The organism is Isoptericola sp. GX10416 (assembly GCF_056590155.1).
Genome location: NZ_JBWPVO010000012.1, coordinates 48,163 through 64,096 on the forward strand (window position 1 = coordinate 48,163; position 15,934 = coordinate 64,096).

General features: G+C 74.3%; 11 protein-coding genes. 6 read left to right on the forward strand and 5 right to left on the reverse strand.

Annotation, left to right across the window (positions count from 1 at the left end; all coding sequences use genetic code 11):
• Window positions 1–132: 132 nt before the first annotated feature.
• The 3 genes from ACWAT2_RS15885 to ACWAT2_RS15895 are packed head-to-tail and all read left to right on the forward strand — an operon-like array spanning window position 133 to window position 4,630.
• A complete protein-coding gene (locus tag ACWAT2_RS15885; RefSeq protein WP_402377002.1) occupies window positions 133–1,041 on the forward strand; it encodes a Sir2 family NAD-dependent protein deacetylase in 909 nt (302 codons plus the stop codon).
• 3 nt (window positions 1,042–1,044) lie between these two features.
• Entirely contained in the window at window positions 1,045–3,162 is a 2,118-nt protein-coding gene (locus ACWAT2_RS15890) for an acyltransferase family protein (protein ID WP_402377004.1), read from the forward strand.
• A 10-nt stretch (window positions 3,163–3,172) separates the two neighbouring features.
• A complete protein-coding gene (locus tag ACWAT2_RS15895; protein ID WP_402377006.1) occupies window positions 3,173–4,630 on the forward strand; it encodes a phytoene desaturase family protein in 1,458 nt (485 codons plus the stop codon).
• 13 nt (window positions 4,631–4,643) lie between these two features.
• On the opposite strand, the gene ACWAT2_RS15900 is transcribed toward ACWAT2_RS15895, so the two are convergent.
• From ACWAT2_RS15900 to ACWAT2_RS15915, 4 genes are all read right to left on the reverse strand, one after another.
• Window positions 4,644–5,648 (reverse strand): DUF4097 family beta strand repeat-containing protein, encoded by a 1,005-nt coding sequence (locus ACWAT2_RS15900; protein ID WP_402377009.1) that lies wholly within the window; start codon window positions 5,646–5,648, stop codon window positions 4,644–4,646.
• Window positions 5,645–6,304, reverse strand: coding sequence for a LuxR C-terminal-related transcriptional regulator (locus tag ACWAT2_RS15905; protein ID WP_402377011.1), 660 nt, complete (start codon window positions 6,302–6,304; stop codon window positions 5,645–5,647). The genes ACWAT2_RS15900 and ACWAT2_RS15905 overlap by 4 nt, the downstream gene beginning before the upstream one ends.
• The gene (locus ACWAT2_RS15910) at window positions 6,292–7,665 is read right to left on the reverse strand and encodes a sensor histidine kinase (protein WP_402377013.1); all 1,374 of its coding nucleotides are present in this window, start codon (window positions 7,663–7,665) and stop codon (window positions 6,292–6,294) included. The genes ACWAT2_RS15905 and ACWAT2_RS15910 overlap by 13 nt, the downstream gene beginning before the upstream one ends.
• A gap of 70 nt (window positions 7,666–7,735) precedes the next feature.
• Entirely contained in the window at window positions 7,736–8,170 is a 435-nt protein-coding gene (locus tag ACWAT2_RS15915) for a nucleoside deaminase (RefSeq protein WP_402377135.1), read from the reverse strand.
• Window positions 8,171–8,437: 267 nt separating this feature from the next.
• On the opposite strand from ACWAT2_RS15915, the gene ACWAT2_RS15920 reads away from it, so the two are divergent.
• The gene (locus ACWAT2_RS15920; protein WP_402377016.1) at window positions 8,438–10,225 is read left to right on the forward strand and encodes a hypothetical protein; all 1,788 of its coding nucleotides are present in this window, start codon (window positions 8,438–8,440) and stop codon (window positions 10,223–10,225) included.
• A gap of 109 nt (window positions 10,226–10,334) precedes the next feature.
• Window positions 10,335–10,970: a uracil phosphoribosyltransferase gene (gene upp / locus ACWAT2_RS15925; protein ID WP_402377019.1), complete on the forward strand. Its 636-nt coding sequence runs from the start codon at window positions 10,335–10,337 to the stop codon at window positions 10,968–10,970.
• A gap of 34 nt (window positions 10,971–11,004) precedes the next feature.
• Here the strand turns inward: upp and ACWAT2_RS15930 are convergent, their stop codons facing one another.
• A complete protein-coding gene (locus ACWAT2_RS15930) occupies window positions 11,005–14,928 on the reverse strand; it encodes a sigma-70 family RNA polymerase sigma factor (RefSeq protein ID WP_402377022.1) in 3,924 nt (1,307 codons plus the stop codon).
• A gap of 187 nt (window positions 14,929–15,115) precedes the next feature.
• Here ACWAT2_RS15930 and ACWAT2_RS15935 point away from each other — a divergent pair, with 187 nt between their 5' ends.
• Window positions 15,116–15,877 carry a nucleotidyl cyclase domain-containing protein gene (locus ACWAT2_RS15935; RefSeq protein ID WP_402377024.1) on the forward strand — a complete coding sequence of 254 codons (762 nt, stop codon included), beginning with the start codon at window positions 15,116–15,118 and terminating at the stop codon, window positions 15,875–15,877.
• Window positions 15,878–15,934: the final 57 nt, after the last annotated feature.

Below are 15,934 nucleotides of genomic sequence, written 5' to 3' on the forward strand. Positions count from 1 at the left end.
TCCTCGTCGAGATGCGCATCGCTCAGCGTCGAACGTGCGGGAAACCGGTTTCCGACAAGGTAGCCGCATCCTCGTCCCGGCGTCAAGGGTCGGCCCCGCTCGCGCACCGCGCCGCCGTCGTACGCTCGAACAGTGCAACCCGCCCCCCGGCCGCTCGCCCCCACCTACCAGCAACGCCGCTGGGAGCTGCCCCCCGACGCCGTGATCCACCACGGCACGGTGGACGACGCCGCCCGCCTGCTCGAGGGCCGCACCGTCACCGCCCTGACCGGCGCCGGGATCTCCACGGACTCGGGCATCCCCGACTACCGCAGCCCCGACTCGCCACCCCGCAACCCGATGACGTTCCAGCAGTTCACCGGCGACCCCGACTTCCGCCGCCACTACTGGGCCCGCAACCACGTCGGCTGGCAGCACGTCCGCCGCACGCACCCCAACGCTGGCCACCGGGTGCTCGCCGACCTGGAGCAGCGCGGCATCGTGCGGGGCGTCATCACCCAGAACGTCGACCTGCTCCACGAGGACGCCGGCTCGCGCACCGTCATCGACCTGCACGGACGCTACGACCGCGTGATCTGCCTGCAGTGCGGCCGCACCATCTCGCGCTCCCACCTGGCCGAACGCCTCGACGCGCTCAACCCGGGCTTCGTCGAGTCCGTGCTCGACGGCGGCACCACCGTCGCGGACATCGAGATCGCCCCGGACGCGGACGCCGTCATCGCCAAGACCTCCCACTTCCGCCCGGCGGACTGCGAGTTCTGCGGCGGCGTGCTCAAGCCGGAGATCGTCTACTTCGGCGAGAACGTGCCGCGCGCCCGAGTCGACGACGCCTACGCGCTGGTCGACTCCGCGGACGCCCTGCTGGTCGCGGGCACCAGCCTCACCGTGATGAGCGGGCTGCGGTTCGTGCGCCGGGCCGCCCAGGCGGGGCAGCGGGTCGTCATCGTGAACCGCGGCGAGACCCGCGGCGACCCGCTCGCCACGGTCAAGGTGGACGCCGGCGTGAGCGAGACCCTCGTCGCCCTGGGTGAGATGCTCTGACGCGTGCCAGCACCGTCCACCGCGCGGACCGACATCCAGGGCCTGCGCGCCCTCGCGGTCGCCGCGGTTCTCGGCTTCCACCTGTGGCCCGCCGCGGTCACGGGCGGGTACGTCGGCGTGGACGTGTTCTTCGTGGTGTCCGGATTCCTCATCACGAGCCACCTGCTGCGCCGCCCGATCCGTGACGGCCGCGACCTGCTCGGCTTCTGGGCCCGGCGGGTGCGCCGCCTCATCCCGGCCGCCAGCCTCGTGCTGCTCGTCACGATCGTCGCCGCGGCCGCCTGGCTGCCCACCACCACGCTGGTGCAGGTCGGGCGGGAGGTGCTCGCCTCGGCGCTGTACCTGGAGAACTGGGCCCTGGCGAGGTCGGAGACGGACTACCTCGCCGCCGACCAGCTCCACTCCCCCGTGCAGCACTACTGGTCGCTGTCCATCGAGGAGCAGTTCTACCTGGTGTGGCCGCTGCTCCTCGCGGCGGTCGCCTGGGCCGGCCTGCGGGCGCGGCGCCGGCATCGCGACCCGGAGCGCACGACGGCGGCACTGGCGGTCGCGCTGACCGGTGCGGTCCTGGTGGCCTCGCTCGGCTGGTCGGTGTGGATGACGTGGGCGGAGCCCGCCGCCGCGTACTTCGTGTCCACCACACGGTTCTGGGAGCTGGCGCTCGGCGGGCTGCTCGCCGCCCTGCTCGCCCTGCGGGCCGTCCACGCGCCCGCCCCGGAGGGGCAAATGGGTGCGGAGCCCGGTACGCCGCCCGCCGCGTCCGCCCTGCGCGCCGTGGCCGCCTGGACCGGCCTGGCCATGATCGCCGTCACCGTGCTGACGTTCGACGCCGAGACCGCGTTCCCCGGGTACGCGGCCCTGCTGCCGACCGTCGGGGCGCTGCTGGTGATCGCCGCTGACGCCGACCGGCTCCGCGCCGGCCCGGGTGCCGCCCTGCGCCGGCGGCCCGTCCAGTGGCTGGGCGACACGTCCTACTCGGTGTACCTGTGGCACTGGCCGCTGATCGTCATCGCACCGTTCGCCCTGAGTCGCGACCTCAGCGACGTCGACCTGCTCGCGATCCTCGGGGTGACCCTCCTGCTGGCGTGGTTCTCCCAGCGGTACGTCGAGGACCGGCTGCGGTTCCACCCCCTGCTCACCCGCCGTCTCGGGGCGACCTTCGCGATGCTCGGGCTGTGCGTCGCCGTCGTCGGAGGCACCGCCGTCGGCGTCCGGGAGTGGGCGAGCGCCGCCGAGCGGGACGCCGTCGTCGACGCGCGCGCCGCCGTCGCGCAGGCCGGGCCGTGCCTCGGGGCGCAGGTGGTCCGCGACGAAACCTGCGAGGACCCGGGCCTCGTGCTGCCGCCGACCGCCGCCGCGCAGGACAAGCCGGTGGTGTACGCCGACGGCTGCTGGAACGACTCGCCCTTCACCACTCGGAACGTGTGCACCTACGGGGACGGCACCGGGGAGCCGACGGCGCGGCTCGCCCTGGTGGGCAACTCGCACGCCGGGCACTGGGTCCCGGCGCTCGAGGACGCGATCGCCACGGACGGCTGGCAGCTGGACACGTACCTGCAGTCCGTCTGCTACACCGTCGACGCGCCGATCGAGCTCCCGGGCGAGGGCGTGACGCAGGCGTGCCAGGCCACGAACCGGTGGGCCGTCGAGAGCGTCGTGACCGGCGGCTACGACCTGGTGGTCCTGTCCGACCGCACCCACCAGCCGCTGGCCGGCGTCGCCGAGGAGGACCAGGTGGCCGCCGCCGAGGACGCCTACCGCGAGACGCTCGCGGCGTTCACCGACGCCGGCATCCCGGTGCTGGTGCTGCGCGACACCCCGGTGATGCCGCGCAACGTGCCCGAGTGCCTCGTCCAGCTCGCCTACGACCCCGACGCCTGCGGCGCCCCGCCCGCGACCGCGCTCGAGCCAGACCCACTCGCCGCGGCCGCGAGCGCCGACACCACCGGCCTGGTGTCGGTGACCAGCGTCGACCACCTCATGTGCGACGAGATCTGCCACCCGGTGATCGGCGGCGTCACCGCGTACTTCGACCACGGGCACCTGACGGCGACGTTCGCCCGGACGCTCGCCCCCGAGGTGTCGGGTGCCGTCCGCGCGGCGCTCGAGAGCCCGCCGTAGGCTGCGAAGCATGCTGGACGCCGTCGTGGTGGGATCGGGGCCGAACGGGCTCACGGCCGCGGTCACGCTCGCGCGCGCCGGCCTCGAGGTCGTCGTCCTGGAGGAACAGCCCACGGCGGGCGGGGGCGCCCGTACCCTCGACCTCGGCCTGGCCGACGGGATCGTGCACGACGTCTGCTCCGCCGTCCACCCCATGGCGTGGGCCTCGCCCGTGCTGCGCGCGTTCGACCTGGCGACCCACGGCGTCGAGCTGCTGACCCCTGACGTGTCCTACGCCCAGCCGTTGCCCGGCGGCCGCGCCGGGATCGCCTACCGCGACCTGGAGCGCACCGTCGAGCGCCTCGGGGCCGACGGCGACGCGTGGCGCTCGCTGCTCGGCCCGTTCGCCGAGCACTGGCAGGCGGTCGTCGGGCTCGCGCTGTGCGACAAGCGCTCCTGGCCTCCGGGCCTGTCCGACGGCGGAGCAGCGGTCACGGCCGCCCGCTTCGGCCTGGCGGTGGCCGAGCAGGGCACCGGGCTGTGGGGGCGGCGGTTCCGCACCGAGGAGGCGGCGGCGCTCCTGACCGGGGTCGCCGCCCACGCCATCGCCCCGCTGCCGTCGACGGGGGCGGCCGGGACGGCGCTGCTGCTGGGCACGCTCGCCCACGTGGGGCACGGCTGGCCGATCCCGCGCGGCGGGTCGGGCGCGATCACGGCGGCGTTGCAGGCCGAGCTGGAGTCCCGGGGCGGCACCGTGGTGACCGACCATCCGGTGCGGTCACGCGCCGACCTGCCGCACGCCGCGACCTACCTGTTCGACACCTCGCCCGGCACCCTGCTGGACGTGCTGGGCGACGACCTGCCGCCGTCACGACGCCAAGGACTGACGGGGGTCGCGCGCGGCGACGCCGCCGCGAAGGTCGACCTGGTGCTGTCCGGCCCGGTGCCGTGGGCCGAGCCGGACGTCGGCCTGGCCGGCACCGTGCACGTGGGCGGCACCCGCGCGGAGATGGCGCGGGCCGAGGCAGCCGTCGCGGCGGGCGACCACGCCGAGCGGCCGATGTGCCTCGTCAGCGACCCGACCGTCGTCGACCCCTCCCGTGCGAAGGGCGGCCTGCGCCCCCTGTGGGCGTACGCGCACGTGCCCGCCGGTTCCACCCGCGACGTGACGGACGACGTGCTGGACCAGATCGAGCGCTTCGCGCCCGGCGTGCGGGACGTCGTCGTCGCCTCGCGGTGCACCCCGGCCTCCCGGCTGGCCGAGCACAACGCGAACCTGACCGACGGCGACATCGCGGGCGGGCGCGTCACCCTGTGGCGGATGATCGCCCGGCCGACCGCCCATCCCAACCCGTACCGGCAGGCCGGCGGGGTCTACCTGTGCTCGGCGTCCGTGCCGCCGGGCCCCGGGGTGCACGGCATGGCCGGCTGGCATGCGGCCCGGCACGCGCTGCGGGAGGTCTACGACCTGCGCACTGCGACCCTCTGAGCTCCGGTCGGGCTCAGGGAGCGAGGTAGGCCACGTCCCCGTTCGAGCTGCGGACCTCCACGGTGCGCTGCGCCGCCGGGTCCGTCGGGCCCTCGATCGTCTCGCTGCCGTTCGACGTATCGATGACCAGGTTCACCGGCTCACCGTCGCCGACCACCGTCGCCGAGCCGTTGCTCGTCCGGGCCAGCACGTCTCCGGCTGCACCCGCCACCTCGACCCTGCCGTTCGAGGACTGGGCCTCGACCTCCCCGCCGACGGTGGACACGTCGACCGACCCGTTGCTCGTGCGGGCGAGCACTCCCGCGCCGACGTCGGAGGCCGCGACGTCACCGTTGCTCGACCGCGCCGTCACCCGCCCCTCGACGCGGGACGCCTCCACGTCACCGTTCGAGGTCCGCGCCTCCACGTCCCCGCCCACGTCGGCAAGGACCAGGTCACCGTTGCTCGACGTCGCCAGCACGTCGCCACCGATCGCCTGCGCGACGACGTCGCCGTTCTCCGAGCGCAGCTCGGCCCCGTCGAAGCCCGACGCCTCCACGTCCCCGTTCGAGGTCCGCGCGTCCACCGCCGTCCCCGTCGGGACGACGGCGCGCAGCTCGCCGGAGCACACCCAGGAGAACCAGGCCCACGAGGGGCACTCGTGCGTCAGCACCAGCCGGTCGCCCACCTGCTCGACCCCGTACCGCGGGGAGACCAGACCACGGTGGGCGACGACCTCCACCTCGATCCCGGTGATCGCGTCGTCGGCCCGGACCTCGACGTCGCCGTCGGCCACGAGACCCAGGTCCGCCGAGGCGTCGTAGTCCTCGCGGGTGGTCTCCGTCGAGGACACGGCCCGGTCGACCAGGAGCAGCGCCGCCCAGGCGACCACGAGGACGCCGAGGCCGAGGCCGACGGCGAGCAGCACGCGCCCGGCCGTCCCGCGGCGCCCGTCGGTCGCGGGTCCCGGGGCGGGCGAGGAGCCCGGGGAGGATGTGGTGCCCGGGGTGGGTGTGGTGTCCGGGGTGGGTGTGGTCATCGCAGATCTCCGTTCAGGTCGAGCCAGCGCAGGACGGCGAGGACGCGCCGGTGCGCGTCGGCGTCGGGCGGCAGGCCGAGCTTGCTGAGGATGTTGGTCACGTGCTTCTCCACGGCGGCCGGCCCGACGACGAGCCGGTCGGCGATGGCGGTGTTCGAGCGACCCTCGGCCATGAGCGCGAGCACGTCGCGCTCCCGTGGGGTGAGGTCCGCCAGGTCGTGGCGTGAGCGGGCGAGCACCTGCGACACGACCTCCGGGTCGAGGACGGTCCCGCCGCCCTCCACACGCGCGACGGCGTCGAGGAACTCGTCGACGTCCGCCACGCGGTCCTTGAGCACGTAGCCCAGGCCGCGGGTGCCGCGGGCGAACAGCTCGGCGGCGTAGCGCTGCTCCACGTACTGCGAGAGCACCAGCACCGGCAGGTCGGGGTGCAGGCTGCGCAGGTGCACCGCCGCGCGCAGCCCTTCGTCGGTGTGCGACGGCGGCATGCGCACGTCGGTGACGAGCAGGTCGGGCAGGGTCACGCCCGGGGTGCTGAGGGCAGCGACCATCTCCTCCGCGGTGCGGTGGCCGGTCACCTCGTGCCCCTCGGCCTGCAGCAGCCGGGTGAGACCGTCGAGCAGGAGGACCGAGTCCTCGGCGATCACGATGCGCACGGCAGCTCCACGATCAGTCGGGTGCCGGCGTCGGCCGGGCTGGTCAGGTCGAACGTTCCGTCGAGCGCGGCGACGCGTCCCCGCAGGCCCGCGAGCCCGCCGCCGGGCGCGGTCCCGGCACCGCCGCGGCCGTCGTCGGTCACCTCGACGCGCAGCACCGGTCCGGAGCCCGCGGCGCCCTCGGGGACGACGGCGGCACGGACGTGGGCGACCGACGCACCGGCGTGCTTGGCGACGTTCGTCAACGCCTCCGCGACGACGAAGTAGGCGGCTGCCTGCGCCGTCGTCCCCGCTGCCTCGAGCCCGGACGCCTCCACCCGGACCGGGACGGGGCTGCGGGCCGCGAGCGCCGACAGCGCCGCGTCGAGACCGCGGTCGGAGAGCACGGCGGGGTGGATGCCGCGCACCAGGTCCCGCAGCTCGGCGAGCGTCTCCTTGACCTCGCCGTGGGCCTGCTCCAGCGCGTCGACGGCGGCGGCGGGTTCGCGCTCGGCCACGCGCCGCGCGGTGCCCAGCGTGACGCCGAGGGCCACGAGACGCTGCTGGGCGCCGTCGTGCAGGTCGCGCTCGATGCGACGCCGTTCGGTGTCCGCGGCCTCCAGGGCGGCGGCGCGGGTCTCGGTGAGGACGTCGGCGCGCTCGGCGGCCGCGGCGGCGACCGACTCGGCGACGCGCGCCTCGGACTCGGCGACCGCCTGGGCGGCCCGCGCCTCCGCGGCGGCGGACGGGCCGAGGAGCGCCCGCGCCAGGCGGACGATCGTCAGGGTGCCGGCCTGGGCGCAGAACGCGGCGAACCAGACGGCCACCACCACGGCGAGCGCGAGGAGCAGCCCGCCGGCGATCGTGGCCCAGCTGCTGGTGCCGCCACCGCCCAGCAGGAACCGGGCGGCCAGCACGACGCCTCCGACGGCGCCCGCGGCCAGCGCCACGACGAACGCCAGGTACACGCTGGTCAGCAGCAGCGCCACGAGGGCGTAGGCCGTCGCCCGCCAGCCGACCGGGTCGCTCGAGGCCGCCCACAGCCGGGTGACCCAGTGCGGGCCGCCGGGCCGCCGTCGGGCCGGGGCGGGCACGACGGCGCCGGTCTGCGCGGCCAGGCGCGCCCGCTCGGCGCCGCCGAACGCCCGGGCGAGGGCGAGCGCCGGCGGCAGCACGAGCAGCCCCAGGCCGAGCACGGGGACCAGGGCGGCCGCCGTGACGACGACGATCATGACGGGGAGGCCCGCCGTCAGGGCCCAGAGCCAGCCGACGACGACCTGCGCGACGCCGTGGTAGGTCGCCGGGGCGAACGGGGCGCGCAGGAACCCGGAGGTCGTCAGCGCCGGTGCGACGCGGCCGGTCGCCGGCTCTGTGCTGGTCATGCCACCGACCCTACGGAGGCGGCGACCCGTGCGGAATGCGGCGCACCCACGGGTCGGCGTCGGGTTGTCCCTACCCTCGGCGGGCATCGAAGAAGGCGCGCAGCACGTCGGCGCACTCCTGGGCACGCACGCCGGTCACGACCTCGACCGCGTGCAGCGCACGCTGGTCGCGCACCATGTCCCACACCGACCCCGTCGCCCCGGCCTTCGGGTCCCACGCGCCGAGCACCAGGCGGTCGACCCGCGCCGCGACCAGCGCCCCCGCGCACATGACGCACGGCTCCAGCGTCACGACCAGGGTGCAGCCGTCCAGCCGCCACCCGCCGCGCTGCTCGGCCGCGGCGCGCAGGGCCAGCACCTCGGCGTGCGCCGTGGGGTCGCCCGTCTCCTCGCGGCGGTTGCGGCCGATGCCGAGCACCTGCCCGTCCGGGCCGACGACGACGGCGCCCACCGGCACGTCGTCCGTGGCCGTCGCGTGCGCCGCCTCGGCCAGGGCCGCTCCCATGAGCTCCGCCCAGACGGCGCGGCGGGCACCGAGGGAGGGCGGCGGGAAGGTGTCGTCCGGGGCTGACCGGTCGGCCGAGGGGTGGTCCACGCGGTCAGGCTACCGACACGTCCGCGGAGCCGGTCGTTGCGCCGGGGGACAATTCACCCGAGGTCGGACCTTCCCCTCGACACCGACATGATGCTCTAATAGCATGCGTCCCCGTTTCCTGCCCGCTGAGCGCCTCGGTTCGCGCTCGCGCCCACCCGCTGAAGGGATCACACAGCCGTGAAGAGAATGCTCGCGAGCGTCGCCACCGCCGCGCTCGCACTGGGAGGGCTCGTCGCCACCGCGATGCCCGCCTCCGCCCACACGCCGAAGGTCAGTGCCGACTGCCAGAACCTCACCGTCGACCTCCGGGCCTACGCCGACGGCTCGCAGTACAGCTGGTGGTACGGGAAGAAGCGTGGCGGCCACCACGGGTCCGAGGACAAGGTGAACACCGTCACGGTCACGGTCAACGGTGAGGTGGAGATCGAGGAGGCCTTCGGCAAGTCCTTCCGCCGGACCCTCGAGCTGGACCCCACGCAGAGCAACGAGTGGACCGTCGACGTCGACGCGTGGGACAACGACGTCTACGACTTCGACGAGGCCGGCACGACCGAGCCCTGCGTCGCGCCGTCGCCCCAGCCGGAGCCGGAGAACGAGATCCAGACCGCGTTCTACGTGTACCCGAAGCTGCGCGCGCACGAGCCCGCCGCTTGGCACAACTCGGGCAAGCAGACGCGGATCGCCGTCCGGGACGGTGCCGAGTTCTGGGAGACGCTGCCCGAGGAGTACCCGGGTGAGTACTTCGACGTCGCGGACCTGCCGGCGGACGTCTGCGAGTCCTGGGGCGTCCAGCAGGACATCGTCGGGATCCACCAGGGCTTCGACTGGGCCGACTACGTGCACATCACGTACCCCCACGGGCCGCTCTTCCAGGACCTCATCGCTCACCGTCACACCGACCTGAGCGAGTTCCTGCCCGAGTGCGGCGACCAGCCCAAGGAGAAGGTCACCCTGCCCGCCCCCTCGTCCGTCGAGCAGTGCGACGCCGAGGACTCCGTCGTGCTCCCCGAGAGCGAGCACGCGACGTACACCGAGAAGTGGAACGACGACCGCACCGAGGTCACCGTCACCGCGACGCCGCACGAGGGCGTCGAACTCACCGAGGACAGCGAGACCAGCTGGACGTTCACGTTCACCCATGAGCCCTGCGAGGTCGAGCTCGAGCCCGTGGTCGTGACGCCGGACCTCCCGACCGTCGAGGACCTGTGCGGTACCGAGAACGACGACGTCCGCCTCCCCGCGAACACGGACGAGGTCACCTACGAGACCACCGCCGACGGCATCGTCGCCACCCCGGCCGAGGGCTTCGCCTTCGGCGAGGAGCTCCCCGCCGAGTACACCGCGCAGAACGACGGCACGGCGATCTACACCCTCCCCGAGGGCTCCTTCACCGACGAGCCCTGCGAGCTGGTCCCGGGTGACATCGGCGCCGTCTGCGACGCCGAGACGCCGTACCTCGTCTACGAGGTCTCCCTGCCCGAGGGTTCCGAGGCCGCCGGCGAGAACCCGCTGACGGTCACGTTCCTCAACCCGGACGGTGAGGACCACGTCACCACCGACCTCCCGCTCGAGGGCCGCCTGCTGTGGCCGGGCGCCTCCGCCGAGGAGCCGCTGCAGTGGCCGGGCTGGGAGCAGCTCGAGGACGGCTCGTACGTCGAGACCGACGACAACTACGCGTGGACGCGCGACGGCGTCCAGGTCCAGTTCGAGGTCAACCCGGACTACTCGATGGTCGTGAACTACCCGCCGGCCTCCGAGGAGTGCGCCGACGCGCCCAGCGATCTCCGTGAGGCACCCGCGCAGACCGTCGTCGACGTCCCCGTGGACGCCGAGGAGGTCGCCGCCCAGGAGGACGAGCTCGCGGTGACGGGTGCGACCATCGGTGTCGCCGCCGCCGTGGCACTCCTGCTGGTCGGTGGTGGTGTCGCACTGTTCGTCGTGCGCCGTCGCCTCCAGCAGAGCTGACCTGCTCACGACTGAGCACTGAACGGCGAAGGGCCCGACCGGCACGACCGGTCGGGCCCTTCGCCGTGCTGACGGCCGAGCGGTCATCGTGCCCCGGTACGGTGTGACCATGCGCCTGCACGTCACCGACCACCCGCTGGTCGCCCACAAGCTCAGCGTCCTGCGGGACGAGTCGACGCCGTCGCCCATCTTCCGGCTGCTGGTCGACGAGCTCGTCACCCTGCTCGCCTACGAGGCCACCCGTGACGTGCGGACCGTGCCCAAGGAGATCACCACCCCGGTCACCACGACGACGGGCGTCAAGCTGAGCGATCCCAGCCCGATCGTCATCCCGATCCTGCGCGCGGGCCTGGGCATGCTCGAGGGCATGACCCGCCTGCTCCCGACCGCCGAGGTCGGGTTCCTCGGTCTGCAGCGGGACGAGGAGACGTTCGAGGCCGTCACGTACGCCAACCGGCTGCCCGACGACCTCACCGACCGCCAGGTGTTCCTGCTCGACCCGATGCTCGCCACCGGCGCCACCCTGGTCGCGGCGATCGACTACGTGCTCGAGCGCGGCGCCCACGACGTCACGGCCGTGTGCCTGCTCGCCGCGCCGGAGGGGTTGCAGGTGCTCCAGGACGCGATCGGTGACCGCGTGGACGTGCAGGTCGTCGTCGCCGCCGTCGACGAACGGCTCAACGAGAAGAAGTACATCGTGCCGGGGCTCGGCGACGCCGGGGACCGGCTCTACGGCGTGGTGTGAGCGACCGCGTGGCGTGAGCGACGGCCGTCCCGCGTCAGCGGTACTCGCAGAGGCCCGTCTTCTCCCACTGCTTCCACTGGCCCATCCACACGCCGTCCCACTGCTCGGACTCGTACCAGCGCTTGCCGTGGTCGTGACCCTTGCCACGATCACGGCCCTTGCCGTGACCGTGCTCGCCGGCGGGCGGTGCGCCGTCCCAGTCCAGGTAGCGGTAGGCGTGGCCGTTCCACGACCGCACGTCGCCGCTGGCGTACTTCGCTCCCCAGGCGATCCGTTCGGCACACCACCCGGCCTCTGCCGCAGTGAACGTCTCGACCTCGAGCTTCGTCGACCAGTCGCCGGCGGTCACCGTCCACGTCCCGCCCTGACGGCCGTCGACGCGTCGGCTCTCGACCGCACCGGTCTCGCCGGCCGCCACGACGATCTTCTGGGCGTGGCCGTGCGGGCCCTCGACGCGGAAGGTCGTGCGCACGGTCGATCGGCTGTTGTCGAGAAGCACACCGACCTTCCGCCACGACGTGGCGTGATCGCCGTGCAGGTCCATCTGGACGTCACCCTCGTCGAGGCGGGCCCGGGGTTCACGGACGACGCACCGGGCGGAATCGTGCGACGCCTCCCGCTCGGCGGTGAACTCGCGCCCCTCGATGGTGCGTGCGAGGCGGACGGTCACGCTCCCTGAGCCGGTGCGCCACGAACCGTCGTCGATCACGAACCGGGTGGATCCGCGTGCCGCGAGGTCCCGCGTCTCGACACCCTCCCCGCGGCGCAGCAGCGTCGCCGCCCAGGCCCGGTGGTCGTCGCCGGCGACCTCCACGACGACCTGCGCGGTTCCCGCGTCGCACTGCGCGGCGGCGGAGACGTCGACGGCGGCCGGCCATCCGGGCGCCTCGGCACAGCTGTCGAAGCCGACGTCGATCCCCCGCAGCTCGACGCCGTCGGCGAGCACGGTGCCGGACGCCGTGCCCCAGGGGACGCTCAGCTCGAGGGTGCCCTTCGCCCCGGCGGCGAGGCGGACCTCGTCGGTGCTCCCGCCGGCCCGGGCCCTGAAGACCACCGGCAGGGTCGAGCCGGTGTTGTCGACCGGGATGGTGAAGGTGCGCGCCGACGTCTCGCTCGCGGCGTCGTAGGTGCAGGCCTCCGCCGCCTCGGCCCGGCCCGCGGCGGGGGCGATCCGCGCTCCGTCGTAGGCGGCGGTCGGGGCGACGGCCGGCACGACGCCGGAGGTCGGCTGGTCGCCGTCGGAGTCGGTCACCCATCGGTACAGGTTGAACGTGGCGGTGCCGGCGGCGAGATCGCCGCCACCGGTCGTGCGCCCGAGGTCGACCGACTCCCCCGCGCCGAGACGCACGGCGTCGGTGGTCCCGCCGGCGGCCGTCAGCGACGCCTGCATCGGTTCGCCCGTCCGGTTGGTGATCGTGCCCTCGATGCGGACCTTCCCGCCGTCGTTGAGCACGGTGGCCGCTGTCTGCACGTCCCAGCTCGGGTCGTAGCACTCGGCGGAGCCGTGGGTCCCGGCCGTGACCGTCCGGCTGTACGTGGTGCCGCCGACCACCGTCGACACCGTCCAGGTGCCGGCGCCGGCGGGGACGCGCAGCCCGTCGGGTGCCGTGAGTGTCGTCGACTCGCCCGGGGCCAGCGTCGAGGGGGTCGAGACCTTCGTGCCGGCGGCCTCGAGCGTGGCGGAGATCGTGCGGCCGGTGAGGTTGGTGTAGGTGCCGGTGACGACGGCGTCCGCCGTGGCCAGCCCGCCGGTGGCGCGGCACGACGCCTGCATCGACGACACCCCGGCGTTGGCACCCTGCCACCCGCGGGGCGCCGTGACGACGGCGACGGAGCGGACCGTCGGGACGCCATCCAGCGCGGGGACCACCGTGACGTCGTAGCTGCCCTGCGCGGTGGTACCGTCGGCGACCACGGCGGCGCTGCCCGAGACGGACTCTCCGGGAGCGAGCCCGGCCCCCGTGCACAGCCACACCGAGGCGCCGTCGTCGGCCGAACCGTCGCGGGCGGTGCAGTCGAGTCCTCCACCGACGCCGTGCGGGACGAGCCCGGCAGGGACGCGGACCTTCGCCGTCCATCCGGCGTCGACCGGCTGGTCGCCGCTGTTCCGCACGGTGAAGGGGATCTCTGCCAGGCCAGGGTTGGCGACGGAGGTCGCGCCGGCGGCCGCCGCGGTGAGCTCCGGGCCGAAGTACTCGACCCGGACCGGATCGAGCGCGACGCTGCGGGCGTCCACGCCGTCGGCCCACGTCTGCGCGGAGACGGTGTACGAGCCGCCGTCCCGCACGACGAGAGGGACGGTCACGGTCCGCGCCTCGCCCGGCGCCAGCGTGCCCACAGCGCAGAGGGTGTCCTGCGGCCTCGTCGTCGGTGTGCAGGCCAACGACTCGGACGTCGGGTGATGGGTCCCGGCGGAGGCGCCGGACGGCGTCGACGTCGACGCGAGCCCGACGCCCTCGGGGAGCGTGAGGAGCACGTGCGAGCCCGCGGCCGCGGTCTCGCCGAGGTTCGTGACCCGCAGCGCCAGGTCGTTCGTGACCCGCGGCTCGAGGTCGGCGTCCGGTTCGGCGACGGCGACGACCACCTCGGCGGGCGTCGGGACGTGGACGTCGTCCGCGACCAGCTCGGCGTCCTTCAGGAAGGGGATGTTCGTCGGGTCCGTCGGGTCGTCGCTCGGTGCCGGCGTCGGGTCGCTCGGTGCCGGCGTCGGGTCGGCGGAGGGCCACGGCAGGCTCTCGGCGGAGTGCAGCGGCGGCTCCGGGACCCCCGGGAGTTCCTCGGAACCGATGGCACCGAGCACGCTGACCACACCGGCGGCAGCGACGGCGACAGCGCCGGTGGAGGCCGCCACGGTCGCTCCCGAGACCCCGGCCGTGGTCGCGGCGACGGCAGTGGTCGTCGTGCTGGCGGTGACCGTGGTCGCTCCAGCGGTGGCAGCAGTCGCGGCACCTCCGGTCGCGGCACCACCTGTCGCCGCGCCCGCGGTGGTGGTCGTGCCGGCAGCGGCACCGACCCCGGCCGAGACGCCCGAGGTGGCCCCCGCCGTCGCGCCCCCGACCGATCCCGTGACGCCCGCACCGACACCACCCGCGGTGCCCGCGGCACCGGCGGCACCCGCAGCTCCGACCGCGCCTCCGGTGACGAGACCCAGCGGCAGCGCCCCCAGCACTGCCATCCCGGCCACACCGACGACCAGCGGCGCGACGACGCCACGCATGCCGTGCGCCACGTCGCCCAGCTCGAGGACCAACGTCCGGCAGTCGCCGCAGCCGTCGAGGTGGGTGTCGACCTGGGCGATCTCGCGGCGGGCGAGGCTGCCCCGGACGTACCCGCCGAGCAGCGCGTTGACCTGGCGGCACGAGTCGGCGGGCTCCGCCGTGAGGTGCTCCTGCAGGTAACCGACCCGCAGCCCTTCGCGCGCGCGGTAGGCGAGGGCGGAGACCCCGTTGGGCGTGAGCCCCAGGATCGGCGCCACCTGGGCGGGCGTGAGCTGTTCGATCTCGGTGTACCACAGCACCGCCTGCCACCGTTCCGGCAGCCCCTGGTAGGCCCGCGCCACGATGGTGCTCTCGAACCCGGCCAGCGTGGGGTCCTCGGGCGAGGCCGACGGGCCGAGGGCGGCCTCGAAGGTCCAGTCGTCCGCCGTCGGGCGCGTGCGCTGAGCACGGCGAGCGAGGTCGGCGGCGAGCCGACGCACCACGGTGAAGAGGTAGGCCCGGAAGTGGGTGTCGGGGCCGTCGCCGTGCTGCAGGACCCCCAGCACGCGGTGGAACGCCTCGGAGACCACGTCGTCCGCGTCGCTCACCGTCGTGACGTACTGGCGGGCGAGGACCCGCGCCGCAGAGGCGTGCCGCTCGTAGAGGGCGCCATAGGCGTCGAGACTGCCGCTGCGCACCTCAAGGATCAGCTCGCCATCGCTGGGAGCTGATCCGTCCGAACCCACGTAGACGTCGGTCACGTCGCAACCCGCTTCTTCGTCACTCCCCCGAGCGTGCCCGCACCCAGCAGAGCACGGACGGCGTCACTCTACGCTGGATCATGGCCGGCGGGGTGCTGGGCGGAGGGTGAATCATCAGTGGCGCGATTCACCCTCACCGGTTGGCGCGAACTGCGTCATGATGGAGACCTATGAAAGTCCCTCCACCATGAGTTTCCCACCCAGCGGTGCACCCGCCGCCGCCACCCGTGAACGCTGGCGCACCGCCAGCCTCACGGAGGTATGGCTGCGCCCCGGCGACTGGTACCACCCTGCCGTGGACGCGCTGGTCGAGGCGGTCGAGGCGGGGCGCAGCCCGGAGGCTGCCTCGCACCGGCTGGGCACGGCACGCAGCGCCGCGGGCATCGGCCTCGACGAGACGCTGGACGACGTCGCCTGCCTCTACCGGTCCGTCGGGGCGCCGCTCGACGTGGATGCGGTCCGCGGTGCCGCGCAGGGCTGGGTGCTGGTGCGCGAGCGGGACCCGGCACCCCGGGGCATCCGCGACCCTGCCACCGGGCTGCCGACGTCCGCCTACCTCGGCGAACGGCTGCGGGAGACGTACGGCCGTGCCGCCGGGAACGAGCAGGACGCCTCCGACTCGCACTGCCTCGTCGTCCTCGACGTGGCGGTGGACGAGCTGGACGCCTGGCAGCGCATGGGGCGGGCCGCGTCGGTCGGCAGGACGCTGGGACAGGTCTTCGGTGACGGCCACCCGATGGCGTCGCTCAGCGACGGCGTGTTCGCGGTCCTCTGTGAGCGGAGCGCCGCCACGGCACGGCTGGCGCAGTCGGTCCGCAAGATCGTCGAGCGCAACGCGGAGGTCCTGGGCGTCGCGGAGAGCCTGCGCCGCCCGGTGCGCGTGTGGGTCGAGCGGCTGCCGGAGTCCCACCAGGCCGCCCTGGAGCTGATGCGGAACCTGCGCCGCTGACCGGCCGTCCCATGACGAGGGCCCCGGACGCTGCCGTCCGGGGCCCTCGTCATGTCC

Excerpts from the sequence above, each read along its gene's own strand:
- ACWAT2_RS15895 (WP_402377006.1), top strand. The coding sequence starts at position 3,173 with ATGCTGGACGCCGTCGTGGTGGGATCGGGGCCGAACGGGCTCACGGCC.
- ACWAT2_RS15900 (WP_402377009.1), bottom strand. The coding sequence starts at position 5,648 with ATGACCACACCCACCCCGGACACCACACCCACCCCGGGCACCACATCC.
- ACWAT2_RS15910 (WP_402377013.1), bottom strand. The coding sequence starts at position 7,665 with ATGACCAGCACAGAGCCGGCGACCGGCCGCGTCGCACCGGCGCTGACG.
- ACWAT2_RS15915 (WP_402377135.1), bottom strand. The coding sequence starts at position 8,170 with ATGGGAGCGGCCCTGGCCGAGGCGGCGCACGCGACGGCCACGGACGAC.
- upp (WP_402377019.1), top strand. The coding sequence starts at position 10,335 with ATGCGCCTGCACGTCACCGACCACCCGCTGGTCGCCCACAAGCTCAGC.
- ACWAT2_RS15935 (WP_402377024.1), top strand. The coding sequence starts at position 15,116 with ATGAGTTTCCCACCCAGCGGTGCACCCGCCGCCGCCACCCGTGAACGC.